The organism is Terriglobia bacterium, from assembly GCA_020072645.1.
Lineage (GTDB): Bacteria > Acidobacteriota > Terriglobia > Terriglobales > Acidobacteriaceae > Angelobacter.
The window spans coordinates 160,291-185,187 of record JAIQGK010000010.1 but is presented as its reverse complement, the minus strand read 5'-3'; the positions used below and the strand labels follow the sequence as shown (position 1 = coordinate 185,187).

21 protein-coding genes and 2 tRNA genes are annotated in these 24,897 nt (G+C 56.0%); 12 read left to right on the top strand and 11 right to left on the bottom strand.

Annotated elements, in window-relative coordinates; genetic code table 11:
- Window positions 1–102: 102 nt before the first annotated feature.
- The 5 genes from LAO76_15380 to LAO76_15360 form a co-directional block, all read right to left on the bottom strand.
- Complete coding sequence (locus LAO76_15380) at window positions 103–1,413, bottom strand: energy transducer TonB (protein ID MBZ5492308.1); 1,311 nt, start codon at window positions 1,411–1,413, stop codon at window positions 103–105.
- The gene (locus LAO76_15375) at window positions 1,410–2,051 is read right to left on the bottom strand and encodes an NADPH-dependent F420 reductase (protein MBZ5492307.1); all 642 of its coding nucleotides are present in this window, start codon (window positions 2,049–2,051) and stop codon (window positions 1,410–1,412) included. Before LAO76_15375 ends, LAO76_15380 begins: the two co-directional genes overlap by 4 nt.
- 493 nt (window positions 2,052–2,544) lie before the next feature.
- On the bottom strand, window positions 2,545–3,708 hold the full coding sequence (locus tag LAO76_15370; GenBank protein ID MBZ5492306.1) for an NAD(P)/FAD-dependent oxidoreductase: 1,164 nt from the start codon (window positions 3,706–3,708) through the stop codon (window positions 2,545–2,547).
- A 158-nt stretch (window positions 3,709–3,866) separates the two neighbouring features.
- The gene (locus tag LAO76_15365; GenBank protein MBZ5492305.1) at window positions 3,867–4,196 is read right to left on the bottom strand and encodes a hypothetical protein; all 330 of its coding nucleotides are present in this window, start codon (window positions 4,194–4,196) and stop codon (window positions 3,867–3,869) included.
- 158 nt (window positions 4,197–4,354) lie between these two features.
- Window positions 4,355–4,981, bottom strand: a complete 627-nt coding sequence (locus LAO76_15360; GenBank protein MBZ5492304.1) for a hypothetical protein — start codon at window positions 4,979–4,981, stop codon at window positions 4,355–4,357.
- A gap of 260 nt (window positions 4,982–5,241) precedes the next feature.
- Between LAO76_15360 and LAO76_15355 the strand changes: the two genes are divergently transcribed.
- Window positions 5,242–5,328 (top strand) — tRNA-Leu (locus LAO76_15355).
- Window positions 5,329–5,468: 140 nt separating this feature from the next.
- On the opposite strand, the gene LAO76_15350 is transcribed toward LAO76_15355, so the two are convergent.
- Window positions 5,469–7,982, bottom strand: a complete 2,514-nt coding sequence (locus LAO76_15350) for a hypothetical protein (protein MBZ5492303.1) — start codon at window positions 7,980–7,982, stop codon at window positions 5,469–5,471.
- A gap of 214 nt (window positions 7,983–8,196) precedes the next feature.
- On the bottom strand, window positions 8,197–9,153 hold the full coding sequence (locus tag LAO76_15345; GenBank protein MBZ5492302.1) for a succinylglutamate desuccinylase/aspartoacylase family protein: 957 nt from the start codon (window positions 9,151–9,153) through the stop codon (window positions 8,197–8,199).
- A 108-nt stretch (window positions 9,154–9,261) separates the two neighbouring features.
- On the opposite strand from LAO76_15345, the gene LAO76_15340 reads away from it, so the two are divergent.
- The 5 genes from LAO76_15340 to LAO76_15320 all read left to right on the top strand — a co-directional run bounded on the left by LAO76_15340 (window position 9,262) and on the right by LAO76_15320 (window position 12,591).
- Window positions 9,262–9,344, top strand: a tRNA-Leu gene (locus LAO76_15340).
- Between the two features lie 144 nt (window positions 9,345–9,488).
- Window positions 9,489–10,067, top strand: a complete 579-nt coding sequence (locus LAO76_15335; GenBank protein MBZ5492301.1) for a TetR/AcrR family transcriptional regulator — start codon at window positions 9,489–9,491, stop codon at window positions 10,065–10,067.
- A gap of 39 nt (window positions 10,068–10,106) precedes the next feature.
- Window positions 10,107–10,877: a sterol desaturase family protein gene (locus tag LAO76_15330; GenBank protein ID MBZ5492300.1), complete on the top strand. Its 771-nt coding sequence runs from the start codon at window positions 10,107–10,109 to the stop codon at window positions 10,875–10,877.
- Window positions 10,874–11,362: a hypothetical protein gene (locus LAO76_15325; GenBank protein ID MBZ5492299.1), complete on the top strand. Its 489-nt coding sequence runs from the start codon at window positions 10,874–10,876 to the stop codon at window positions 11,360–11,362. Before LAO76_15330 ends, LAO76_15325 begins: the two co-directional genes overlap by 4 nt.
- Window positions 11,353–12,591: a DCC1-like thiol-disulfide oxidoreductase family protein gene (locus LAO76_15320; GenBank protein ID MBZ5492298.1), complete on the top strand. Its 1,239-nt coding sequence runs from the start codon at window positions 11,353–11,355 to the stop codon at window positions 12,589–12,591. Before LAO76_15325 ends, LAO76_15320 begins: the two co-directional genes overlap by 10 nt.
- Before the next feature lie 63 nt (window positions 12,592–12,654).
- On the opposite strand, the gene LAO76_15315 is transcribed toward LAO76_15320, so the two are convergent.
- Window positions 12,655–14,292: an ATP-binding cassette domain-containing protein gene (locus LAO76_15315; protein ID MBZ5492297.1), complete on the bottom strand. Its 1,638-nt coding sequence runs from the start codon at window positions 14,290–14,292 to the stop codon at window positions 12,655–12,657.
- Window positions 14,293–14,654: 362 nt separating this feature from the next.
- Here LAO76_15315 and LAO76_15310 point away from each other — a divergent pair, with 362 nt between their 5' ends.
- Together LAO76_15310 and LAO76_15305 are read left to right on the top strand one after the other, a co-directional pair.
- Entirely contained in the window at window positions 14,655–15,611 is a 957-nt protein-coding gene (locus tag LAO76_15310) for a hypothetical protein (GenBank protein ID MBZ5492296.1), read from the top strand.
- 75 nt (window positions 15,612–15,686) lie between these two features.
- On the top strand, window positions 15,687–16,652 hold the full coding sequence (locus LAO76_15305) for an SDR family oxidoreductase (GenBank protein MBZ5492295.1): 966 nt from the start codon (window positions 15,687–15,689) through the stop codon (window positions 16,650–16,652).
- A gap of 38 nt (window positions 16,653–16,690) precedes the next feature.
- On the opposite strand, the gene LAO76_15300 is transcribed toward LAO76_15305, so the two are convergent.
- Window positions 16,691–16,867, bottom strand: a complete 177-nt coding sequence (locus tag LAO76_15300; protein ID MBZ5492294.1) for a hypothetical protein — start codon at window positions 16,865–16,867, stop codon at window positions 16,691–16,693.
- 144 nt (window positions 16,868–17,011) lie between these two features.
- Between LAO76_15300 and LAO76_15295 the strand changes: the two genes are divergently transcribed.
- Window positions 17,012–17,275 (top strand): hypothetical protein, encoded by a 264-nt coding sequence (locus LAO76_15295; GenBank protein MBZ5492293.1) that lies wholly within the window; start codon window positions 17,012–17,014, stop codon window positions 17,273–17,275.
- A gap of 154 nt (window positions 17,276–17,429) precedes the next feature.
- On the opposite strand, the gene LAO76_15290 is transcribed toward LAO76_15295, so the two are convergent.
- The gene (locus LAO76_15290; GenBank protein ID MBZ5492292.1) at window positions 17,430–18,500 is read right to left on the bottom strand and encodes a hypothetical protein; all 1,071 of its coding nucleotides are present in this window, start codon (window positions 18,498–18,500) and stop codon (window positions 17,430–17,432) included.
- A 99-nt stretch (window positions 18,501–18,599) separates the two neighbouring features.
- Between LAO76_15290 and LAO76_15285 the strand changes: the two genes are divergently transcribed.
- Complete coding sequence (locus tag LAO76_15285; protein ID MBZ5492291.1) at window positions 18,600–19,421, top strand: hypothetical protein; 822 nt, start codon at window positions 18,600–18,602, stop codon at window positions 19,419–19,421.
- A 2,134-nt stretch (window positions 19,422–21,555) separates the two neighbouring features.
- On the opposite strand, the gene LAO76_15280 is transcribed toward LAO76_15285, so the two are convergent.
- The gene (locus tag LAO76_15280) at window positions 21,556–22,005 is read right to left on the bottom strand and encodes a hypothetical protein (protein MBZ5492290.1); all 450 of its coding nucleotides are present in this window, start codon (window positions 22,003–22,005) and stop codon (window positions 21,556–21,558) included.
- Window positions 22,006–22,488: 483 nt separating this feature from the next.
- On the opposite strand from LAO76_15280, the gene LAO76_15275 reads away from it, so the two are divergent.
- Both LAO76_15275 and LAO76_15270 read left to right on the top strand, forming a co-directional pair.
- Window positions 22,489–24,168: a GAF domain-containing sensor histidine kinase gene (locus tag LAO76_15275; protein ID MBZ5492289.1), complete on the top strand. Its 1,680-nt coding sequence runs from the start codon at window positions 22,489–22,491 to the stop codon at window positions 24,166–24,168.
- Window positions 24,169–24,195: 27 nt separating this feature from the next.
- The gene (locus LAO76_15270; GenBank protein ID MBZ5492288.1) at window positions 24,196–24,852 is read left to right on the top strand and encodes a response regulator transcription factor; all 657 of its coding nucleotides are present in this window, start codon (window positions 24,196–24,198) and stop codon (window positions 24,850–24,852) included.
- Window positions 24,853–24,897 lie beyond the last annotated feature (45 nt).

Below are 24,897 nucleotides of genomic sequence, written 5' to 3'. Positions count from 1 at the left end.
ATGAATTTCATGCGGATATATAGATGAGGCAGTCCGTCCCAGCGTTATCCAATGCAACTTTTAAGGACAGCAAGGTAAACGACATTATAGACGGCCTGAAAGTCAGCGCACCTGGAAGGTAATGTCAGCGTAAAACCTGTCTGGTTTGCCCTGATTCATGTATGGACGAAAACGCCACTGCTTCAGCGCGGCGACCCCGGCCGTATAAAGCGCGGGCGCCACTTTGTTCTGGTTCTGGACCGTCTGCGCTTTGCCGGCTTCGTCCACTGAAACTCGCAATGTAAATTTCGTTCCCTTACTGGCTTTACCCGGCGGGACCACGGCTTCAACTACGCGGGTAGCCAGCTTGCGCGCTTGCGCATCACTCAAAACCGGTACGGGATTTTCAATGCGGGTGGCAAATGCGAACGTCAGCACCGCTTCCATCTGTGATGGCCCACCATTGTTATATGGCTTATATTGCCAGCGCAGAAGCTGTTCGCGAGCTGCCTGGTTTAGCTCCGGGTTATTGGTCGCCAGAGGCCAAACTTCGCGGACCTGCCCTGAGCGATCGACTGAGACATAGACGCTCATTACTCCTTCAGTCTTCCCTTCGCGCACCGTTGGCCACACGATGGCCGGAGTGTTCACAGCCAAAGCCCGCGCTGAACCTTCCGTCACCTGGAAGGTCTTCATTTGGTCTGCAGCAGGCGTTGGGGCATCGATGGCGAATAGCTTTTCGTCGGGGCTGGGGAGTTCGTCAAGCTGGGTGATTTTTGCGGTAAGTACAAGGTCTGGCGCAAATTCAGCCTTGATGGTTCGCGCAATCATCTTCTTCTTGAACGGCAGATAGCTATCAAATTGCGCCTTGTAACCGGGAGTGACCGCCGCCTGAAGCAGTCCGCCCCTGCCGCCAAAACAAAAACCCATGCCCAGGCTGTTTTGCGCCGGGGCGATTCCCACTTTAGTTTGCATGTTCAAACAGGAGTTTGATTTGGTTGAATCTTCCGGGATCTCCAGTTGTCCCTGCATAGCTTTGAGTTGGTCCGCCATTGGCAGCGGATCAAACAGCGCGGTAACCAGATCGTGCAGCCAGAAAGGGTAATAGTCGCCCGTGAGTTTTTCAGAGACCTTGTCGCCATTGACGATTAACGTCTGCGAAAAGCCGGGGGATTGCACCGTGCGCTGCCATTTTTCCGGCGACACCCAATACTCTTCCACGTCAGCCGTGTACTCCGGTTTGGGCGCACCGGAGTTCGTGATGTGCGCTTTCAAATGGAATGGAGCACCGCCCGCCAGCGTGAGCTTGCTCTGCTGCACCGCGTTCTCCACAGCCTGAGCGATGGAAACAACTTTGTCCCCGGCTTCCTGCGCCATCAAAGGCAGGACCAGCAGAGACAGAAGCACAAGACACAAAAGCCGCCAGATTCTCATGCTTTTTTTTCTTCGAGCGTGGAGAGAAACTGCCGGGCTTCACGGGCATTATAGGTTTTGTTGTAGATAGGTGAGTCCGGTTCTTGCAGGCGTCCCCCTTCGCGCAGCGATCCGGTATCGACCGCCGCAAAGCCGATTTCCTCAATCAACTCTGCGACGATCTTTTTCGCCTCAACATCATCACCCGCGAGATAAATGGTATGACGCTCGTCTATGGGCAGGTCTTTGCGGCCACGGCCCGCCAGATGGACGTAATAAATGGTGTTGAAGGCTTTTACCAGTCGCGATCCGGGCATCCGCTTCAGGACTTCCTCCGATGAGGTGGATCCGCCCAGATCGTAAAACCCGCCGTCGGGCCGGTAGGGATTCATGGCGTCAATCACAATTTTGTTGCGCAGCAGCTCCGGTTCGGGCAGAGCCTCTGGCGAGCGCCACGGAACGGCGAGCAATATTACTTCGCCAAAGCGGGCCGCGTCGCGAATCGTCATGGCATTTGCCTGCGGACCAAGCTCGACGATCAGATCGCGTAAAGAATCCGGTCCGCGCGAGTTGCTGACAGCCACGTCATGTCCGGCGGCCACGAAAAGCCGCGCAGCAGTGGCGCCAATGTTGCCTGCTCCCAGGATTCCGATCTTCATGCCATGCTCCGTGAAAAAATCCTTGCTTCTTCTAATACCCCACTATTAAAGCAGAAATTATATATGTTCTAAACTGCACAATCTGACAGATCGGTTCTTGGTAAATCACTCAAAATATTGTTGTTGTGCCGCTGTTTCGTGTTCCCTCAGCGGACGACTTTGCGCTTCTTGAATTTTTTCTTGGCAATGTCGCGAGGATGCGTATAATCGCCGACAACTTGGCTTTAACCATGTGGGGAAAAAGAGCTGCGCAGGTGTAATTGAATGACCGGAACGTTAGGGGCGGTTCCGGAAGTTAAACAGATCACTCAAGTTATCAATTCTTCCAGCAGCAGAAGGTGAGAATCTATCGCTCCGATAGACTTCTGCTGATCTGGTTGATCGCAATCCTTAGAGAACAAATCACCGCCAATTATTTAACCAATGTATTTTGGCGGGCGACTTGCCATTTCCGATCAGTATCATCACTGTTGATCAGTGATGAGATTTGGATCTACGCCGAGTGGCCTGCACTGAATCCTGATGCCCAGGCCCACTGGAAGTTGAACCCGCCAAGATGGCCGGTGACGTCCACTACCTCACCGATAAAATACAGCCCCGGAACTTTGCGGCTTTCCATGGTCTTGGCCGAGAGTTCATTCGTGTCCACGCCGCCTGCGGTGACTTCAGCTTTCGCGTAGCCCTCGGTGCCTGCTGGTGTGATCTGCCAGTTGTGCGCAAGCCGTTCCAGTTCGTCGAGCGCATGATTGCTCCAGCCGTGCGGCGGATACACCTCAAGCCAACGCTCGGCAAAGCGATTGGGCAAAGCAGCTTTGAACGCCAATTTGGCCGAGTTGATGTCGCGCGGTTTTTTAGGATCACGCAACGCAGCGGTCAGTTCGCGTTCAGGGGCAAGATCGAGCGACACGGACTGCCCCGGCTTCCAGTAAGAAGATACTTGCAGGATTGCCGGGCCGCTCATTCCGCGATGCGTGATCAGCATCTTTTCGCGAAAATGCTGAGCACCGATTGACGCAATCACCTCAGCCGAAACCCCGGCAAGATCGCAAAAGTGTGCCGCGTCATCTTGATTGAGTGTAAACGGCACAAGCGCGGGCCGGGGCTCCACGATCTTCAGCCCAAACTGCCGCGCCAGATCGTAACCAAAACCTGTTGCACCCATCTTGGGGATCGAGAGGCCGCCGGTCGCCACGACCAGCGACTCCGCTTGAAACTTATCGTCACCGGCGCGCACCAGAAAACCATCTTCTTTCGATACGTGCTCGACGTTCACATTGGTCTGAATGCGCACACCCGCAGTGCGACACTCGGTTTCCAGCATGGTCAGAATGTGCTGGGCCGATCCGTCACAGAAAAGCTGGCCCAGAGTCTTCTCGTGGTAGGCAATGCCGTGCTTTTCCACCAGCGCAATGAAATCGGCAGGCGTATAGCGCGCCAGAGCGGACTTGGCAAAGTGCGGATTGGCTGAGATAAAGTTTTCCGGACGGCAATGCAGGTTGGTAAAGTTGCAGCGCCCGCCTCCGGAGATCAGGATCTTTTTGCCGATGCGCTCGGCGCGCTCCAGCACGGCCACGCGGCGGCCACGCTTACCGGCTTCAATGGCGCACATAAGGCCGGCAGCTCCAGCGCCGAGAATGATCACATCGAAACTTTGCATAAGGAGTGGCTAGGAAAAGCTTTTACCGCAAAGGGCGCAAAGGACGCAACGCAAGCGGAGAACCTGCGTTGCAATCCGTACCCCGTTAAGGCTATGAGAGCGCGGTTTTGATGCACTGGTGATCATCTTCGCCCAATCGCTGAAAAATATAGCCGCGCTTAGCGGCGAAGGACAAAGGCCAGTACGACCAGGCCCACCGTCATTACGGCGTTCCAGACCAGCAGCGCCAGCAGCCAGCGGCGCAGGCGCTCTTCACGTTCGGCAGCCACATTGTTGAGCATTTCAAGATCAGACTTCAACTGCAGCACGTAGCCTTTGATCTGGTCTACATCGGCGGCGAGCAGTTGTACAGGATCAGGCCCCAGAGGCGTGCCCGCTTGCGCCTGCCCCTGAGCGGCGCGAGACCTGAGCGAGTCGCGCAACACATTTCCGCCGTGCTCCACCGCGATTGGCGCCAGCATGCGCAATATTGAGCCTAACCATCCCATAGTTTCCCTGCTTGTGCTGTGAACGCGATGTAACTGCGGTCTTCCAGCAAACCCGGAATGTCTATTAGAACACGGTCGCCCAAATATGAAGCACCGACATCAGGAAACTTGCTGACATGGCACATTTTGCGTTCAAATTTTTTCCCCACTGGCCCTGCTTACCACAGTGTGTTATCGGGCGGCGCGTGACATTCTCCCACCCGCTTGGGGTGGCTTGAAGAGAAATCGGTCTGCCAGCATTCATCCAGGACCGAACAGTAACAGGCATTAAACGTGATATCGCGCCTCGCCGCATCCAAGGCATCTATCAGATCCTTATTAACCTCAGGCTGGAAATTAATGAATTCAATACTCTCCCGTTGCGGGAGCATGGTTCCCGAAACGTTGGCATAAAATGCACCTGAGGGAACGCTTCCTTTCGGCAATGCCGAGAGACAGCAAGCATGTAATAGCGCGTCTTCAGAACTGTACGGCACCCCTTTATAACGGACTTCAAACCACTCGATCCTCGCCGGCCCAACTCCCCCATTCTTCAAGATCAGCACGAGTCTGCGTCGATCTTTGGAGTCGAATTGGCTACCGCCAACGGTCAGAAAAGGCATTGTGCTGCCTGCTACCATCTTTCGATTTTCCTTGACCAACTGCTCCATTGTTCGTCCATGACCTATGGAGACAACAAGCGATACGATTGAGATGAAAATGGCACTCGACGCTACGATCAAATCGACCCAACGGATGCCGGTACTGTGGTGGTGGGAATGGCCGCTTTCCGATTCTGTAAGCATTGATCCTCCATCCGGAGATGCGAGAAACCTGAGCAAGTTTGAAAACACTTGCCGACAGTGCAAAATCATAGCACCGCGCATTGGCACCACCAGCTACTAGTCACTCAGAGATCCCAGAAGGCCAAAATGCGCGTGCAGTAACCGTGATAATGGGTGTTATCCATGAATAAGTTCAGGTAATGAAAGCAGGAATGAAAAACGCCCGTAAGATCAATCATTACGGGCATTTGTGCTACTCTATCAATGTTCTCCAACCCTAAGCCGGGATGGCGGAACTGGCAGACGCAGCGGACTCAAAATCCGCCGGGCTTCGGCCCTTGGGGGTTCGACTCCCCCTCCCGGCACCAGCCAATCAATGATGCTAAAGTTGACTCGGGCGTGAGTCAGGACTCCACCTGCCGCGGCATCGGTCCGCGTTCCTCTGAGTGCAAATCGACAGCTACGAAGAGAGTGTCGACCAATTGAAGGTCTTGTGCCAATTCCTTGGCTAACCAATCATTTTGCGTTGATCGCTGACGCGCCTCTCGTGCTCGTCTGCGAACCGCTTCACGCCTGAGAAGATCGAATCAGGATCGAGATGCGCTTCCGCAATCACATCCGGTTCCAGTCCGCCGGTCCTCCAGCAATTATCAAAGTCGGACGTGAGTGAATACTCATCGGTCAAAGGACCCAGGTTGCGCAGCGGCCACATGCGCCGTGTGCCTGTCGAGACCACCATCAGGTCGTAGCGGGCTTCGGGGGGCAGCACGGAATCGCGATATGCCTGCGGCTGACGGTCGAACAACTCCTCGCTGATGGCAGCGATCACTTTTACGTTTACACCGGCTGCTTCGAGTCTCGGCAGCACTTTCACCAGATTCACGGTTGAACTGGATCCCTGCGCAATCACGTAACCGTGGCGCGGCTGGTTGGGCGCGAAATCGCGGATCACGTAAAGGCCCTTGGCGGCGGCGCGCAGATCGGAGTCGGCGAAATGGCTTCGGTCCGCGACCGCGAAATCGGGTCGCGCAACTTCCAGCGTGATGATGCCCACGCGCGGATCGCGGGCCGCGATTTCCGCCGCCGCGAAATAGCCGGGCGCGACGTCGTTGTAATCCCAAAAACTCAGATTGATCACCTGACCTCGCGGGAACAGCTTCCACACTTGCGGAGCAAAGATGCCGAAGTGTGTGCGCGCGTCGGCCGCGGTTTCAGGTCCGGAGTGCGCGGTGAGAATATGCAGCACACCGACGCGGAACTTGCTGTCCTGATTTTGTTGACTCCAGACACGCGCCGGGGTGTACATGAGCGGCGTAAACGCTCCATAGGTACCACTCAGGGCCCAAACGCCGGCAAATTTTTCGGGATCGACGGAAGCGCTTTGACTCACCAGACCGATGGCGGTAGAAACGTTGCCCGCTTCCTGAATGGGCGCTTTACACCGCGTTCCCAGCGGGTTGTCCGTGGGACTATAGTGACCCCACAAACTGCCGTGCTCAACGTTGATGGACTCTGAAAGGTCGGCGGCCAGGGTGAAGAAGCGCCCGTCCGTGACATAGTTCATCCACTTGACGATTTCCGAAATCGCTCGCCTGGCTCCGGCTATCTCGCCGGGTTTCTTGAAGAGCGAAATGCTGACTTCTTTCTGCGCGCCGGAAACCGCATTACGAATTGAAAGCTTCTGCGGGGCTTCCGGGAGCGCCGCGACACGCAGGCGATCGTCAAGGAATGGATCAGCGGTGGCTGAGATACGCAACTTCACATCGTCGCGCACGGTGTCGCCGATTGTCACCAAACGATCCGCCAGGCGATCACCCAATCCGTTGCGGTCGAGCAGTGACATCACCACGTCGATGTTCGTCTTGAACTGAATCAAACGCTCGCGATTGTCGGTGACTGGGCCTTTGCGAATGCCTTCGAACTCCACGCCGTAATGCTTCTCGAACGACTGCGCCAGCGCGAGAAAATACTCCGAGTTCATCTTCAGCGCGTAAGGATGGCTTGCGTAACTCACCAACTGCGCGCCGTAGCCGGGGAGTTTCCCGTCAGCGGCTGCGGGCCAATAGCCCTTGATGGTCCTGCCGATCGCGATGATGGGGCGGCGGTCGTTCGGATCCACTGCGTCCATTGCCTTCAGGGCCGCGGTTACTTCGTTATAGTCGTTACCGTTTGACAGGGTGAAAACGTTCCATCCATAAGACGTCCATTGGTTTACGAGATCGTAGTCGCCCTCGTACTTCGCAGCGATCACGCCGCCGAGCAGACAGTCGTCGATACCCGCGTTGTTGTTGGAAAGCATGACCCGTAAACGCTTTCCCACTTGTAAGGCGAGCGCCTGCGTCTTCAACTCCTGCGCATGACCTTCAGTGAGCGCGAACTCGCCTTCCAAGGCGATCACTTTCGGCGAATCAGGCGCGCCCGCCACATCCCAGAACATCGCCTTGCCCGCGGCGGTCGCGATGCCGACGCCAGAAGGTCCGCCGTTTACGTCGTTGGTGCAGTCGATGCTCTCGGCATGTCCTGAGAGCGCACGAATGCCGCGGCCCTTCGCGGTGGCAAACAGTGGATGGTCAACCAGGTTCGTTTCCTGCAGCAGCGTCTTCAACGCGCCCGCGCCGCGACGGAATCCCAGGGCGTCGACCGGAAGCATCGCAACGTGCGGATCAACGTGGTAACGCGGATCACCGGTCTCCTGATACTTGCGACGCAGGGCTTCGCCCATGATCATCCACAGCGCGTAGCACGTTGGGACAGAGTGACCCGCTGCCATCATGAATTTGTCGGAGTAAGGATGCTTGGGCCGGCGGTAATCATAACGGAGTCCGCCATTTTCCGGACCGGCCAGGTGCGCGGCAACGTTGTACGGTGTGTATGCCAGCGGACCGCCGAGGTGCCCGGTTTGCGCGTAATTTCCGAGCAGCACCAGGGTCATGCAGGTCATGTATCCAATGTCGTCGAGCAGCGGATCGTACGCAGGTTGTTGCTGGGTGGGGGAAGGAAATACGGCGGTGCACGATGTCATTAACGGTCTCCGTAGCGATGGTGTAGCGGTTGCAGGACCGCAGTCCCGCCAAACGAGGCGATATTGTTCGTTAACGTCGCTGTACGTGGGCTGCATTTTCAGCGGACGTTTGGTCACTAACCCTTTTATCTAACATACAGCGACATCTGCGTAGCTGGCAACAGCCACTAACGCAGTGCACCAGAGCACTACTACGATGGGATCGGCTATGTGATCAAGCACCGACTGCCAACAAAGGATCGCCACGGTTGATTGCTAACGACGAGACGATGAAAAGAACGATGCCATCGGCTGGGCTGATCGCCGTTTGCAGCACGTGCCCTTCGTAATCCTTAATGACGCCCAGGTTTTGCCCAGCCTTTACTCGATCGTTGACAGCGACCGCTGGATACCAGAAACTTTCGTGTTCGCTACGAAGCCAAAGGAACCGATCGAGAAGCGTGAACGGAACGGTCTCCGGAGCATTCCCCGGAATCATTTTCAGGTGGCGCATCAGGCGATCAAGGCCATTGGTATGGCAGCGGACATCCTCGGCCGTCCAGATTCCCTGTCCGCCGGCTTCAGTCAGGATGGACGGAATGCCCGCGCGCGATGCCGCGCAGAACGTTGACCCAGGCGTCTCACTGCACACCAGAAAATGAATACCGAAGACCCTGGCCATTTCCAGCGATGCTTCGTCAATGCGCTTGTCGCCAGTGCGAAAGAAAATCGTGAACGGAACCAATGCTTCGATCAAATCTCCGCCATGTAAATCTACGTAATGAGTTGCCTGCGACATTACGTTGCGAAACACCCAATCGGCGATCTGTTCAGAGGCGCTCCCCTGCGGATTACCGGGAAATACGCGATTCGGGTTCTTGCCGTCGAGAGGACAGACGTAAATAGAACGCGCGGTGAACGCCGGCATATCCAGAACCGGCACCACGATCATGCGCCCGGATAGGCTTCCCGGATGAAGAGAGCGCCCGAGTTCAAGCGCAGCCGCGATGCTGGCATACTCAGCCGCATGCACGCCGGCTGTCACGACGAGCGTCGGCCCTTCGCTGACTCCATTGATGAGCCACATCGGGAGACGGTAAGGCTGGCCTTGGACCAGAAATTCATTTACACCATACCGCTTTTCCCCGTGTGGAGCTGAAAGCTTTCCGACTGATAGCAGCTCTTTTGACATAAGCGTTGTTCGTTGTCCTCCATCGATTGCGAACGGCTGAGCGATCATTGTGGCACGAGAAACGATGACTTGCCCAACAAGAGACAGTCTTTCAGAGCTCGATGACCTGCCTGTAAGCTCCTAACAGGAGCAGCGGACTCAAAATCCGCCGGGCTCCGGCCCTTGGGGTTCGACTCCCCCTCCCGGCACCAACCAGACATCACATTCTTTCCGAAACCCCTCTTAGCCGGGAAGGTTCCGTTGGCTTCAACAAGATAGCCTGCCAGAACCGAGGATAGCTTGACCGCCTGACTTTTTACTTGACTGTAACGACTGTTACATGTAACGTGTGTTACATGAAACGTAAATCCGAGCGCCGGGAAGATCTGCTTGATGCTTCGATCGAGTACCTGCTGGAACACGGCGTTGCGGACCTGTCCCTCCGGCCCCTTGCCGCCAAAGTTGGCAGCAAGGCCAGGCTTCTGGTCTACCATTTCGGCTCCAAGGAGGCACTGGTTACTGACGCGATGATCGTGGTGAGAGATCGCGTTCAACAAAACTTTGCGGCCCTGGTGAAAAATGATCAGGGGCGAAAGCCCTCGCAAATGATGCGGGCTTTTTGGAACTGGGCCATTTCCAAAGAGCACGAGCGATACCTGCGACTTTTCTTTGAAGTACATGGGCTGGCCCTTCAAAAGCCGAAGCGATACGGCCGTTACCTGGAGGGAGCGGTTACCAGCTGGGTAGAGATGATGGCCTCTGTCTTGCCGTCAAAACTTCCGCCAACCACGCGCCGGGCGCTGGCCACCCTTGCTGTCAGTACGGTTGTTGGGCTCTTGATGGATTACCTTGCCAGCGGCGACAAAAGACGAACATCCGATGCGCTCGATCAGTTTGCGAACAGCTTCGACGCGTTGCTGCTGACAAAGGCGTAACCAAGCTGCAAGAACTATTTGCCAAGGAGACAAATTGCCATGAATACGCCTGGGCTTCTTAAGAACTTGATAATTCCTGGAATTGTGCTGGCGGTTGCGCTGATGATGATGGTTGTAGAGTCTCGCCACTCTGGAAGAAATTGGCCGCAGGTGCGCGGATGGTGGTTGAGAGCGCTGCTGCTGAATGGCGTCCAGGTGGGCTCGGTGTGGATCGCCGGCGCGGGATGGAACGGGTGGATGTTGCAACATCGTCCTTGGAACGCCGATGTGCTGGGCGTAAATGGCGGAGCCATCCTTGGCTACGTCACAATCACCTTCTTTTATTATTGGTGGCACCGTTGGCGTCACCAGAGCAACTTCCTTTGGCGCTGGTTCCACCAGGTCCATCACAGTCCTCAGCGGATTGAGGTAATTACCAGCTTCTACAAACATCCGTTTGAAATTCTCATCAACAGCGTGCTATCGAGCGCGATTCTCTATCTTGTGGTTGGCGTGGGGCCGGCAGCAGCCACTGGAGCCGTGCTGTTGAGCGGGCTCGCCGAGCTTGTATATCACTGGAACGTGCGCACGCCTTACTGGCTGGGCTTTTTGTTTCAACGGCCAGAGAGCCATTGTGTTCATCATGAGAAGGGTGTTCACTCCTTCAATTACTCTGACTTGCCATTGTGGGACATGCTTTTTGGCACATTCAGGAACCCGCGAGAATGGAACAGCGAGTGTGGATTTGAGCCGGCACAGGAAAACCGTTTTCGCGAGATGCTGCTCGGACGCGATGTAAACGCCTTAAAGACCGAGAGTCAGCAATCATGAGGAAATCGGTTGTCTTTCTCCTGGCTCTGGGACTACTGCAGATGGCCGGAGACGTGCTGCGCATGCCCGCCATCAAAGGTCTAGCGGCCGCAACTGCTGCTTCTCCAGCGCCCAAAGTCTTCTCCGCAGTGCGCGGACTGGAAACTTACTCCACTCGCTTTTTCCTTGAGTGGACGGATAAGACGGGCCACTTCCAGTCCCTGGAAATCACCCCTGAGCGTGCACGTGGATTGCGCGGTCCTTACAATCGCCGCAATGTTTATGGAGCTGTGCTTGCATATGGCCCAATCATGCAGTCCGACAATACGTTGCGCCCTATGTTCAACTCGGTATCGCACTATGCGCTATGCGGTAATGCTCCGTTATTGCACGAGCTCGGGATCGATACGGCAGATATGCAAGGCGCGTCGCGCGTGCGCCTGGAGACACGCACGGGCTCTCAAACCGGCGGGCTGCCGCTGACATTTGAGGCGCCATGCAAATGAAAAACGGCTGGACGAATGGGCAGTACGCCATATATCGCGTGACTTTCGGGCTGTATCTGCTTCAACATTTTCTTGGGCTGCTGCCGTGGGGTGGCGAGTTATTTTCTTCGGGTGGCGTTCTGCCAGACGGCTCATTCAGTCCTCTCATACATCTCTTTCCGAACATTTTTGCGCTTTGGGACTCCCCACTGTTTGTTGAGTCTTGCTTGGGCGTTGGAGCAGTTCTCAGCTTGTTTTTCATCTTTGCCAAATTCGACCGCATGGCTGCAGTGCTGATCTGGTATCTGCTGGCTTGCCTCTACGGAAGAAATCCGCTGATCGGCAATCCTTCATTGCCATTCATAGGATGGCTGTTGCTTGCTCACGCCTTGATACCCCTTCAGTCCCGTGGTCGCGCAATTGAGAAAAAGTACGACATCGGAGCCGCGAAACCTCCCGCAGACATTTACGTTGCCGCCTGGATATTGATGTCTCTGGCCTACACTTACAGCGGCTATACCAAGCTGATCAGTCCTTCATGGCTTGACGGCAGCGCACTGAGCCGCGTGCTCTCCAACCCGCTGGCCCGCGACACGTTCCTGCGCACGTTCTTGGTGGGGCTGCCTCCCTGGATTTTGAAAACTGCAACATGGTCAGGACTCACGCTGGAGCTGAGTTTCTCCCCGCTGGCGCTGTTCCGAAAAGTGCGGCCCCTATTGTGGCTGGCCATGGTTTGCATGCACCTTGGCCTGTTGGTTCTGGTGAACTTCTCCGATCTCACGGCAGGAATGCTGATCCTGCATTTCTTCACGTTCGATCCGGCGTGGATTCCCAGCCCGCGCGCTCAGAGTCAAACCATCTTCTTTGACGGTACTTGCGGTTTATGCCATGGCTTTGTGCGCTTCGTATTGAAAGAGGACCAGTCGGCTCAGCCTTTTTCCTTCGCCCCGCTTCAGGGAGAATCCCTGCGCAACGCTCTTCCGGAGCATGTCCTCGTCAACCTTCCGGATAGCGTAGTGGTGATCGACGACAAGAAGTCCATCCTGGTCCGTTCAAGCGCGGTCATTTATGTCATGAAGCGGCTGGGAGGCCTTTGGTTTATCGTCGCAATGTTCCTCAGCCTTATGCCCCCGGCTTTGCGTGACGCCGGCTACATCGCTGTCGCATCCTTGCGCAAAAGGATTTTTGGGACCAGTAAGGGCATATGTCCAATCGTTGGGGAGCCTTGGCGTGCTCGCTTTCTGCAGTAAAAAAAGCGGGAGCAAGTGGGAAGGTGCGGAAGGGCTCGAGTAGCTTAAGTTCACACTTCACATCTAAGTGTAAATTCCCGGCGCTTCATGGCCGATCTTCTGCACGTACTCAACATACGATCCGGGATAGACCTGCGGAGTGCGCTCGGTGCCGCTTTCGCCACCGAGCTCCAGCACGCGCGAGCCCAGGCCGCGCAGGAACATGCGATCATGCGAGACGAAAATCATGGTGCCTTCAAAATCTTTGAGGGCTTCCACCAGCATTTCTTTGGTCGCCAAGTCGAGATGGTTAGTGGGCTCGTCCAGGACGAGAAAGTTGGGCGGGTTATAGAGCATCAAGGCCATCACCAGGCGGGACTTTTCTCCACCGGAAAGCGCGCGGATTTTTTTATCCACATCGTCACCGGAAAACTGGAATGCGCCGGCAAGGTTGCGCAATGAGCCAAGGCTGTCATGCGGAAAGTCACGCTGCAACTGCTCGATGATGGTGAGATCGGGATCAAGAACATCAAGAGATTGCTGCGCGAAATAGCCCATGTAAAGGCTCGCGCCCAGGCGCACGCTGCCTGAGTCGGGCTGCGAAGCGCCGGCAATCATCTTGAGCAGCGTGGTTTTACCCGCGCCGTTTCTGCCCATCACGGCCCATCGCTCACCGCGACGAATGGTGAGATTGAAGCCGTCATAGATCACGCGCGGCCCGTAGCTCTTGTGCAGGTCTTCAATCACGGCAACCTGCTCGCCGGAACGCGGCGGCGGACGGAACTCAAACTTTACGATCTGGCGCTTTTTGGGCAGCTCGATTTTTTCAATCTTATCTAGGGCCTTGATGCGGCTCTGCACCTGCGCGGCCTTGGCGGCATGCGTGCGAAAGCGGTCAATAAAGCGCTGCTCCTTGGCCAGCATGGATTGCTGCCGCGCAAAAGCCGCCTGCTGGTTCGCGGCGCGGATGTTTCGCTCACGCTCATAGAAATCATAGTTGCCGGAGTAGGTGATGATTTCGCCAGACTCGATCTCTGCGATTTTGGAGACAAGGCGGTTCATGAATTCGCGGTCGTGCGAGGTCATGAGCAGCGCGCCCTGATACGACTTGAGAAACTGCTCCAGCCAGATGATGGATTCAAGATCAAGGTGGTTGGTGGGTTCGTCCATCAGCAGAACATCGGGACGGCCGAGGAGAACGCGGGCCAGCGCGACGCGCATCTTCCATCCACCGGAAAGCGCGCCTACGTCGCCATCGATTTGATCATCCTTGAACCCTAGACCGTGAAGCACCTCGCGCGCCTGCGCCTCAAGGGCGTATCCGCCAAGATGCTCATACTCTTCCTGGACTTCACCAAAGCGGGCCAGCACGCGGTCCATCTCGTTGGCCTTGGCGGGATCGGACATTTCATGCTGCAAGGCTTCAAGCTCATGATGTAGATCGCCGACGCGTCCGCTGCCGGCGATGGCTTCGTCGAGCACTGAGCGCCCCGACATTTCTTCAACATCCTGGCGGAAATAGCCGATGGTGAGCCGCTTGGGGACAGAGACTTCACCTTCGTCGGGCTCTTCTTCACCCACGACCATGCGAAAGAGCGTGGTCTTGCCTGCTCCGTTGGGGCCGACGAGGCCGACCTTTTCGCCGGGATTGAGCTGGAACGATGCGTCGACAAACACAAGCTGTTTGCCGTACTGCTTATTGATATTGGAAAAAGAGATCATCCAATTTCAAGCTAACAGAATACGGGGCGGATGTGTAACGGTAGGGTTATCACCGCAAAGGGCGCGAAGAACGCAAAGAGACCGACCCCGGGAATGTTAAGGCTTGGCACCGTCCTATCCATCCAAAACTGCTGCTGCTTCATCCAACTGGAAGTAATAACAAGTCATATGGCAGTTGGCAGGTCATGAAGGGCACTCTTATCTCTATCTCCAAGGCAATTTTCTTCAAGCTGAATCCTCTCCTGGATCGGCGAAGGTTGGGTCGGGCCAGCTTTGGGCGGCAAAGGCTTTCGCGCCTGCGGCGGACGGCAGATTTCAGGGCGATCGCGTTGCTGGGACTCGCGATGCTCTCTCTACTAATGATGGCGGGCGCAACAGGCTGCGCGGCCAAGGTGAATCCGCGCGAGTCGCTGGCGGCGCAGGGACGCGCGCCGGAAGGCAGCCCGCGGCTGCTGGCCATCTACCAGCCGTGGTTCGGGCAGAAAGCGCACATTGATGTGGGCTATTCCTGCCATGATCCCAACGTTCTGCGGCAGCAGATTGCCAAGGCCAAAGAGCTGAACATCAGCGGATTTGTGGTGAACTGGTACGGCCCGCGCAAGGAGTTTGAAGACACAGCTTACGGGCTGATGCAGCAGGCAGCCAGCGCCGATCCCAGCTTTAAAGTTGCGGCGCAGTATGACGAGGCGGTCGATCATCCTGGCTATGACACGGACGCGGTGATCGTGGACCTGCAATATCTTTACGATCGCTACATCGGGCCGGAAGCAGGGCCTTCACGCTCTGCTTACCTGCGCTACAACGGGCGGCCAGTGATCTTTATTTTTCCCAAAGAATCCAATACAGACTGGAACCGCATTAGGCAGGTCACCAGGTCATGGCCCGATCCTCCGCTGTTGATCTACAAGGACATGAGTGACAAATATCCGGACGCATTTGACGGCTACTACGCATGGGTGCAGCCGGGCAAAGACGGATGGGCGCACGACGGCAGCAACTACGGCGAAGACTACCTGAATTATTTTTATCGCAACATGCAGGAGCACCATCCGGACAAGATTGCCGTGGGCGCGGTGTGGCCGGGCTTTGACGACAGCAAGGCTTCATGGAGCCGGAACCGGCACATTGCTTATCGGTGCGGCAAGACGTTTGAAGACGTGTTGCGGGTGTTTCGCAAATATTACGGATCGCAGAACGCCGCGCCGTATCTGCTGGTGGAAACCTGGAATGACTATGAAGAAGGCACCGACGTGGAGCGCAGCATAGGTCACTGCGGCGGCAACAGCGGAATAAGCAGTATTGGAGCGGGACAGCAGTAGAATGAAGCTGTGCCCGCGTGATCGAAGGGGGCAAGAGAGATGGGCCAGGTAGTCGAGTTGCGAGGGAAAACTTTTATGCGGGTATTGGTGACAGGCGGAGCGGGATTTGTGGGATCGCATCTTTGCGATGCGCTGCTGGCGGAGGGCAACCACGTTGTGGGCGTGGACAATCTGCTGACCGGCAGCCTGCGCAATATTGCCCACCTGAAAAATGAGCCGCGCTTTGAGTTTGTGCAAAAGGACGTGAATGAACCTTTTGACGTGGGTCCCGTGGATTTCGTTTTTCACTTCGCGTCGCCGGCCAGCCCGGTGGACTACATGGAACACGGCATTGAGACGCTGAAAGTTGGTTCTCTGGGATCGTTTCATTCGCTGGACGTAGCCAAGAAATATGGCGCGAAGTATATGGTCGCTTCGACTTCAGAGTGCTATGGCGATCCGCTGGAGCATCCGCAGAAAGAGACGTACTGGGGGCACGTGAATTCAATCGGCCCGCGCTCTGTGTATGACGAATCCAAGCGCTTTGCTGAGGCCGCGACCATGGCCTACCATCGCTACCACAAGGTGGATACGCGCATTCTGCGCATCTTTAATACCTACGGGCCGCGGCTGCAACTGAACGATGGCCGAGTGATTTCCAACTTTATGAAACAGGCCCTGCGCGGAGAGCCGCTCACCGTTTATGGCGACGGCAGCCAGACACGCAGCTTCTGCTACGTGAGCGATGAAGTGGACGGCATTGTGCGCCTGTCGAAATCGGACGAGCACGATCCGGTAAACATCGGGAACCCGGTGGAGTTCACGATTCTGGAATGCGCGCGGCTTGTCCTGAAGGTCACTGGGTCGAAGAGTCCAATCGTCAATGAGCCGTTGCCGCAGGACGATCCTAAACAGCGCCGTCCGGACATCAGCAAGGCAAAGCGGCTGCTGGGCTGGGAGCCGAAGATCGACCTGGAAGCCGGACTGAAACTTTCAATGGACTATTTCAAGCAGGCGATCGAACTGGAGCAGTCAGAGAAAAAGCAGGCAGTGGTGGTGTGAAGATCGGGTGATCGCCGTGATCGGGAAAAAGCAAAACCTTACCGCGGATCAACGCGGATGAGCGCGGTGTAAAGATCGAGTGATCGCCGTGATCGGGTGATCCGGTGATCGGAAAAGCAAATGGCCTGCACCACACAGCCCACAGGATTCTTCTGCGCAGGCGAGGACTTCTCTACCCATCGAGCCAACACCAAGCTGCCCGGTCTGCCGCTCATGTTCTTAATTAATCCTCCGCAGGCAGGAGTGCCATCTCCCTAATCCCAGTATTAAGCTGCAGAGCGTGATTGAGATCACGCCTTTACTTCTCTCGGACGCCTTAAACTGTTCCCAATCCAATTAATGATGTATTGGTGGTGGTTATGATTCATATACGCGCAGGAGTCATTCAGGACACGATTCCGAATCATTACGGCAATGCTTGTACGGACTGCTCTGAGCCGGCGTATCGGGTAATGATCGTTCTGATCAGAGGCGTTCGCCGCGAGGTTCCCTTGTGCGCGGCACATTACATGGAGGCGTGCGACATGCAGCCGGTAATGGGATACAAAGTTTCAGGGGGCCGCAAACGCCATGCAGCATCCAAGCTGGCTCTGCTCAAAAAAGACCTACCCCGCGCTTCTTGACGGGAGATCGGAAAGGCAAAACCTTACCGCGGATCAACACGGATGAGCGCGGATCAGAATTGGATTAGGCTGAGCGCGGAATCGGGTGATCGCCGTGATCGGGTGATCCGGTGATCCGGTGATCGGAAAAGCAAGTCATCTTCGAACCCATCGATCAGAAGCTGAGCCGTTGGGCACGCGGCAACTGAGACAGCCTGCGGACTACTTCCCGCAGCTCTATGACCCGCAAATTGGGCGGACAGCCTTTCCAGTTGTGTATCCAGCAGACGATGAAGTCACAGCGGTTAGGATCATGACGATGGGCGAGGAAGTGACGGCTGTGAAGCTCAAATTCAATGCCCACATCCTGCCAGCGCCCGGGTTCCACTTCCAATTTTGCCCGGCAATCCGGGTAGCCGATCTGCGCCGACTCAATGATGAAACCCAGGCGCCAGAAAAGCATGCCAAACAGAAGCACCACTCCCATTTCATTGGTGGGTTCAAACAGGAAGCCGGGCAGGTCCATAGGCGCGCCGAGCAGCGGGCGGTCAGGATAGACGCTGCGGGGAACAAGCGTGCGAAGAGAGGACATGGAGAAGAGTATCGCGAGCATGGAGACCGTGACGCACTTCATCCCGTGGAGCGGCGGAGGAAGAACGGAGACGCCAGCCTGAGGGGCAGAGGGTACGGAAGCCGGGGCAACGGCAGGAACGACTGAGTCTTGATTCTGCTGCGCGGTGATTTTTTGCGAGTCATTCTTCCGCCGTGCTTTGTGCCCGTCGTTTTTCTTCCAACCTTTAAGCCAGCGACGTCCGCCGCCGCGTTTGGGCATGGGGCCGTTATGGATGATTCCGACGACATCAGACCATTCTTCGGAAAGACCCATCGATTCGGCAAATTTCAGGAAAGCGGCAGGCACCTGCGTCCAACGATGGAAGCGGGTTTCCAGACTGGCGGAGGCGTAGCGGCCTTCGCGCTCGTATTCGTCGCGGGTGGGAACACGGCCTTTCTTGCGGGCCAGGCGTGCCCAGTCGGTCAGCAGGTCAGCCGTGCCGATGCGAAGACCGCCGGGGTCAGGCGATAGTCCGGCGGCGCGGATGGCTGAGCGATATCCACCGGGGAAGTGCGGGATGAGCTTGCAATGATGAATGCCAGTGAGTCGCAAGAACTCGGCGCGTGTTGGAGCGCGGCCAAGCTGGCGGGCAGCAGAACGGAGAGCGCGGAGGATTTGGGAGCGGGTAAGCATGGGAAAGAGTAGCACGAATAAAAGGAGAAAGCAATCGGGTATATGGCCCCCGCGGCGAATCTGGGCGAACGGGATATAATCCGTCCGGCGAGGTGGGAAATGGCCGCACGCATAAAGCGCATTTTGTTTCCGTTCAGTTCTCTATTTCAACGATTGAACCTGAAACAGCACTGGTGGCATCGTCTCTTTGTGCTGTTGTTCTCATTGGGACTTGCAGGCTATACCGTTATCATTTGCTTTGCTACGTATGTAAACCGCTTCACTCTCGTGGACGTTGTTGATGTCCGCAAGTTGGCGAAGGATTTATTTCCCAAAAATGTGTTTGAGCCGATCAACGAATACAGAGTGGACTTTTACTATGGGGACGACGAATTTCTTAGGCGTGTCCAAGCGGGTAGAGACGCATCTGTTCCGATGATGTCGCCGGATGAGAAGTCCACCAAGATGGTGCCTCGCGAGCAAGTAGAGGACGCCAAGCGACGGGGCTGGACGAGGGCATTCAAAACGCTTTCCCCGGCCGGAAAACCAGGATGGGTATCCGCTAAAAAGATAGGCGCTGCACAAGACGCTGGGTACCAAGTTGTCGATATCTTTGATGAACTTTTGGCACCGCAGGAGAAACCGACGTTGGATATGTCAACATTCAGACCGTGTTGCCCTGAAAACTGGAACGTACGGACCGTAGATAAGGTAGCAGTGATCGCTTTCCCAAAAGACATGCCAGAGAGCGCGGTTGGGCGCGTATGTCAAGTGTTGCAGGATCGTTTCAGGGCCGCCGATCGACGAACTGATGTCAAGCGCTGGTTTATCTGCACATTTTATTGCCTACCAGGTATTTTGCTGGCTTTATACACACCACAAATCTTATACCGGCTGTTCCTATATTTCACACTGAGTCCGGAAGCCTTATCTCCGAAATAACAGGTCGACCCGCGTTACTAAGCTCCTTGCGGCGCAGTCTGATGCGTATGTAAACTCCTGAATCAGCATGCGAAGGGGACCGGTCTCGCTCATCTTTCGAGTCGCCCTTGGTTCGCCTGCCCTCGCAAAGCTCGGATCCGGCTCCCCCACCCCAGCCCGCGCAAAAACGGCGCGGTCCGGGGACCCCGGGTCCCGCGGGCTCACTCAAGATGAGCGAGGAGAGTAAGGAGACGCTGCCGCATGCCTGAAAGGCCTGCTCCACCCTCTGAATGGATACAGCGTTTCAAGGATTTGTTTCTCCACCCCGCTGGGCGTTATCGGCGGCAATCATGTCTCTACTCTGCCAAACAGAAAGAGCTTTGACATCTTGATGCCTTGAATATTCGCGATGACATGGAGGATCTTGAGTGTGGATTCTGTTTGCGGTGGTAGTCCCTTAAGAGCAGCGGAGCAGATGCTTCGGCCCTCGCGTGCAAGCTGTGTTGCAGGCTTCGACAACACGCGGTGCTCGGGCCTCAGGATGACACGTCGCGGCGGGAGACAGAGTTTCAATGTTGATAAGTTGTGGGAGCGAGACGTTTTTAAGAGAACGCCTTGCGTCAACATGGCAGAGGATACATTCTCGGGATCTTTCGACTCCGCCTCAGGTCGCGTTCGCCCCTTTGGCGTCGCTCAAGATGACAGAGGTTAAAGGAGTGGCTGTTGTGGCCCGGCTAAAGCCCGGGCCCTGATACGAACCCAATTTTGTGCCGCGCCTACGGCGCTGGATTCTTCCAAGATTCATTTCGTTTGGCGGCATTGGTCGGCGGAGACCCGCTCTATCATCTTTTCGACTCGCCCTTGGCTCGCCTTCCCTCGCAAGCTCGGATGCGGCTCCCGCGGGCTTGCTCAAAGATGATAGAAGGATGGAGGGATCGCTGTCGCGGGCCTAAAAGGCCTGCTCCGCCCTCTGGATGGATACAACGATTCTGCAACGCTGGCCATTTAGCCCCGGCGCGGGCGACTAAAGATGATTCGAAATGCTTATGGCGCGGCTGAGCCCGTGAGATATTTTTTAAGAGAACGCCTTGGGTCAACATGGCAGAGGACAACATTCTCCGGATCTTTCGACTCCGCATCAGGTCGCGTTCGCTCCTTTGGCGTCGCTCAAGATGACAGAGGTTAAAGGAGTCGCTGTTGCGGCCCGGCTAAAGCCCGGGCCCTGATACGAAACCATTTTGTGCCGCGCCTCCGGCGCTTGACTCGTGCTGGGCGCTTACCCCGGGCTCACGCCCGGGACTAACTTCGCGATGCGCTCACGGCGCTGGATCGTCGAGAACCTTCATTCCGCACAGGCGAGAGTGCCTGTGCTGCAAATGTCCTAATGGAGTTCGCTCGCAGGCGACGGCTCTGCGGTCCAGAGGATGATTGGAGTGTTCGGCTTCATGATGGCCGGCCATGTCTTGGTGAGAATTCCTGAATCCTCATGCGAGGGGAGCGGCTCTATCATCTTTTCGACTCGCCCTTGGCTCGCCTACCCTCGCAAGTGCGGTTCTGGCTCCCGCGGGCTCGCTCAAAGATGATAGAGGAATGAGAGGAGTCGCTGCCGCAGGCCCGGCTGAAGCCCGGGGCCTTGATACGAACCTATTTGCACTGCTCCTATGGTGCTGAGGTAGGCCAGACGCAAGTATTCGGTCAAACCTAAAGAGCCTTTTGACGGATACACCTGCACAGGCAGGAGTGCCTGTGCCACAAAATCCTTTCAACACCGTTCTTCGCAGGCGGGGGCGCCTGCGGTCCACAAATCATTTTGGTCATTGGGGCTCGCATTGGCTGAGCCCGTGAGACATTTTTTAAGAGAACGCCTTGCGTCAACATGGCAGAGGACACATTCTCGGGATCTTTCGACTCCGCCTTAGGTCGCGTTCGCTCCTTTGCGTCGCTCAAGATGACAGAGGTTAAAGGAGTCGCTGTTGCGGCCCGGCTTAAGCCCGGTCCCCGATACGAACCTATTTTGTGCCGCCCCTCCGGGGCTCAACTTGTTTTTGCACGCTAACCCAGCGCTCGTACGCTGGGCTCAATAATTTCGCGCCTACGGCGCTTGAGTATCGAGACCTGTTCCGGTTTGTTGCGATATTAACCCCCGATGATCTCTTCATGAGGTCACAGCAACGGCAGATGATGCCATTCGGCGGCGCAGGCGCAATTGGCGGAAGCGAGCCACTACTGACAGTCCGCCGAGCACAGCCCAAAGGCCTCCGGAGGCAATAGCAAATCCCGTGGTGGTGTTGGTATAAATTTGCGCCGGATGACTGAGGGCGTAGCCGAGAACCACCGCAACGCCACCCAGCATCAGCAGGCCCCCTATGGTGGCCTCCATCAGGGTAATCCGCAGGCCAAGCTGGCGGTCACCAAGGGCAAGAAGAGCGTCGACCGCGCGACCAGCGAACCACCAGAAACCCAGGGCAAGCACGGGCCACGAGAGAGCGCTCCAAACAAGCCCGCTGATGAATGAGGGATGCCAGTCAAATTTATCAGCGCGAAGGAGATTGACGGGAACCTGCAGCAGATCGCCGGGAAGATTCAGGACGCGGATGATCCTCAAAGTTTGACTGTAGAAGCTACAGTTAACAGGAAGAGTATGGACCAGAGCGGTCATGAGCCAGCAGAGCGTGAGTTCGCCAAGCGGAAATATCCAGCGGAACGGGATGGGCCGGCGCGAGAACACGGAACAAGCTTACACCGGCTTCCAAGGGATCGGTCCATCTCTTTGCCTCCCTACTCCCGGGCTGAGGAGTACGCCCGGTCGCTTAACGGTCGTCGGGATGACGATGCCTGGATGGCAGATGAGCTTGGGGTAGAAAATGGGCTCGGATAGAAGATTCCGGCTTAGGGGCAGATGAGCTTGCGCCCTGCAGCTCTCAAAATTGGCCATTTTGGGGTACATCGCGCCTAAGGCGTAACTCCTAGACGAATAAGGTGTTTCACTGCTGGCAAGAGAAATACTAACTATTTAGTTCACAACAGCTTCCAAGCGCTGTAAAATACCTTAGAGATTAGGGTATTTTCCGGTTACCTGAAGAGTAAAATGACCGGGGAACGGCCGCTCTCGTCAATCAAAGTTCAGGAAGTGCCAGTGACCGCTGTACCGCCGTTCAAGGAATCGTCTCGAGAGTTGATCGCCGAAGTTGCGCGAGCGCTAGAACCTTATTTCCCAGACATTACAAACAAGTGGCGTGACCAGCTCACAAGAGAATTTGGCTTTGATGGCCGGACCTTAGCCGCAGTGGAACGCCTGACCCTGGCCGCCGGATGCTCTTATTTCTGCCACAACGATTACCCCGGTTTCCAGGAAAATTTGCAGTACTTTGGCACAAGGCTTTCAAAGCTGCAGGTGGACACGCGCGCGGTGGCGCGAGCGCTGGAGCTGTACCAATCCTGCTGTGAACCTTATATTGCCGGACTGTTCCCGGAGCGCGAAGCGGAAGCCAAAGCAGCGTTGGAAATGCTGTCTTCGGTTTCTTTCGTAATTATTTCAGGCGCGTATTTTGATTCCAAGACGCTGGAGTCTTCCGCTCTGCTGCATTTGCTGGATGCCGAGTTGGCTTCCGCCGACTTGAGCGCGCTGCTGAATAAAGTCCTGGACATCACGACTCAGACATTCCAGGCGTCGCTGGGCATCATCCTTCTGAGCGACGCTGAGATTGGCGGCTTGCGGATTTCCGCTTCAGTGGGTATGGACGCAGAGGTGCCGGAAGATTTTAAGATCGAACCAGGAATTGGTTTTTCCGGGAAGATCGCGCAGAGCGGCGAGCCGAACATGATCCTGGATACCAGCGTGGATACTGGCGTGTTGCGGCCGATGATCCGCATTAAAGCCAAGTCTCTGTGGGGCGTGCCGCTGAAAGCGGATGGCGAGACGATTGGCGTGATGGTGATTGGCTTTCCCAAACCTTATGAATGGCTGCCGACAGAACGCGAATTGATGCGCGCCATTGGCGATCGCACAGCGCTGGCGATTGAACGCGCGCGCATGACGGACGCGTTGCGCGAGCGCGAACAGAGAATCGCGGAACTTTCAGGACATCTTTTGCGGGTGCAGGAAGAAGAGCGCAAACGCATTAGCCGCGAGCTGCACGACGAAACCGGCCAGGCGCTGATGGTGATCCGGCTCTACCTGGGAATGATGGAAACCGGAAGCACCGCTAAGAACGTTCGCGGAAAAATTCGCGAGACAGTGGAAGTGGTGGACAGAACGATTGAGGGCATCCGCAGAATTATTGGCAAGCTTTCTCCGCTGGTGCTGCAAGAGCTGGGATTGGTGGCGGCGATCCGCAAAGAAGCGAAAGATTTTGCCCGCAATACGGGCGTGAAAGCGCGCGTGCTGATTGCCGAAGACGTTGGCCGGCTGGCGTCAGGCGCCGAGCAGGCGATTTATCGAGTGGTGCAGGAAGCGCTGCACAACGTTGCCAAGCACGCGCAGGCAAAGAACGTCACAGTCCAGGTGGAGCGCGCGGACAAGTTGGTGCAGGTGATAGTGGAAGACGATGGCGTTGGAATACAGGCGCGCAGCAGCAACTCTCGCGATAACTCTTTTGGGCTGGCAGGAATCAAAGAAAGAATAGCAATGTTGGGCGGGACCTCACGCGTGATCTCGACCAAAGGGAAAGGCACGCGAATCGAAATAAGTGTACCCGCGGGCGATGAAACGCAAGTTGTGGACCGTCCGCTGGCGCACGCGGCACACGCAGTGCAGAGGCCGAATTAAAGAAAAGGACACTCCCCCATGCCGAAAATAAAATGCTTACTCGTAGATGATCACACGCTGTTTCGCCAGGGCGTACGCCGGTTGCTGGAAAGCGAAAGCGATTTTGAAGTCGTGGGCGAAGCGGCCGACGGCGGAGAAGCCGTGGAAAAAGCTCGCGAACTGCGGCCGGACATCGTACTCATGGATATCGGGATGCCGGGACTGTCGAGCTTTGAATCCGCGCGGCAGATCAAGAAAAACCGCATGGAAACGAAGATCCTCTTCCTGACTATGTATGAAGACGAAGATTATTTGGTGCAGTGCCTGGAGGTTGGCGCGTCGGGCTATGTGCTGAAGGATACGCCTGCGCCGCAGTTGCTGACTGCGGTGAAGGACGTCTATAAAGGCGGAAAATATTTGAGCTCCCAGGTGCTCGGCAAGCTCGTGGAAGATTTCCGGTCGCGCGTGCGGGACACCAGGATGCGGCCACGGATATCTACGCTAACGCCGCGCGAGAGGGAGATCCTGAAGCTGCTGGCGGAAGGAAATTCCGTGAAGGAAATCGCAGTGATCCTGGGACTGAGTGTGAAAACCGTGGAAGCTCACAAATTCAACCTGATGCGCAAGCTCGATATTCACAACAAAGCTCAGTTAGTTACATATGCAATTCAGAAAAAGATCATCAAGATTCCAGTAAACCAATAGTTGTTGTACCCTCCCCCCAAAGACGGCGCTCGCAAGAGCGCCGTT

Bases quoted from the DNA above. Each gene is read 5' to 3' on its own strand.
- LAO76_15360 (MBZ5492304.1), bottom strand. From the start codon at position 4,981: ATGCTTACAGAATCGGAAAGCGGCCATTCCCACCACCACAGTACCGGC.
- LAO76_15315 (MBZ5492297.1), bottom strand. From the start codon at position 14,292: ATGATCTCTTTTTCCAATATCAATAAGCAGTACGGCAAACAGCTTGTG.
- LAO76_15305 (MBZ5492295.1), top strand. From the start codon at position 15,687: ATGCGGGTATTGGTGACAGGCGGAGCGGGATTTGTGGGATCGCATCTT.
- LAO76_15290 (MBZ5492292.1), bottom strand. From the start codon at position 18,500: ATGCTTACCCGCTCCCAAATCCTCCGCGCTCTCCGTTCTGCTGCCCGC.
- LAO76_15295 (MBZ5492293.1), top strand. From the start codon at position 17,012: ATGATTCATATACGCGCAGGAGTCATTCAGGACACGATTCCGAATCAT.
- LAO76_15365 (MBZ5492305.1), bottom strand. From the start codon at position 4,196: ATGGGATGGTTAGGCTCAATATTGCGCATGCTGGCGCCAATCGCGGTG.
- LAO76_15275 (MBZ5492289.1), top strand. From the start codon at position 22,489: ATGACCGGGGAACGGCCGCTCTCGTCAATCAAAGTTCAGGAAGTGCCA.
- LAO76_15345 (MBZ5492302.1), bottom strand. From the start codon at position 9,153: ATGTCAAAAGAGCTGCTATCAGTCGGAAAGCTTTCAGCTCCACACGGG.
- LAO76_15300 (MBZ5492294.1), bottom strand. From the start codon at position 16,867: ATGAGCGGCAGACCGGGCAGCTTGGTGTTGGCTCGATGGGTAGAGAAG.
- LAO76_15325 (MBZ5492299.1), top strand. From the start codon at position 10,874: ATGAGGAAATCGGTTGTCTTTCTCCTGGCTCTGGGACTACTGCAGATG.
- LAO76_15285 (MBZ5492291.1), top strand. From the start codon at position 18,600: ATGGCCGCACGCATAAAGCGCATTTTGTTTCCGTTCAGTTCTCTATTT.
- LAO76_15320 (MBZ5492298.1), top strand. From the start codon at position 11,353: ATGCAAATGAAAAACGGCTGGACGAATGGGCAGTACGCCATATATCGC.
- LAO76_15330 (MBZ5492300.1), top strand. From the start codon at position 10,107: ATGAATACGCCTGGGCTTCTTAAGAACTTGATAATTCCTGGAATTGTG.
- LAO76_15350 (MBZ5492303.1), bottom strand. From the start codon at position 7,982: ATGACATCGTGCACCGCCGTATTTCCTTCCCCCACCCAGCAACAACCT.
- LAO76_15310 (MBZ5492296.1), top strand. From the start codon at position 14,655: ATGGCGGGCGCAACAGGCTGCGCGGCCAAGGTGAATCCGCGCGAGTCG.
- LAO76_15370 (MBZ5492306.1), bottom strand. From the start codon at position 3,708: ATGCAAAGTTTCGATGTGATCATTCTCGGCGCTGGAGCTGCCGGCCTT.
- LAO76_15375 (MBZ5492307.1), bottom strand. From the start codon at position 2,051: ATGAAGATCGGAATCCTGGGAGCAGGCAACATTGGCGCCACTGCTGCG.
- LAO76_15335 (MBZ5492301.1), top strand. From the start codon at position 9,489: ATGAAACGTAAATCCGAGCGCCGGGAAGATCTGCTTGATGCTTCGATC.
- LAO76_15380 (MBZ5492308.1), bottom strand. From the start codon at position 1,413: ATGAGAATCTGGCGGCTTTTGTGTCTTGTGCTTCTGTCTCTGCTGGTC.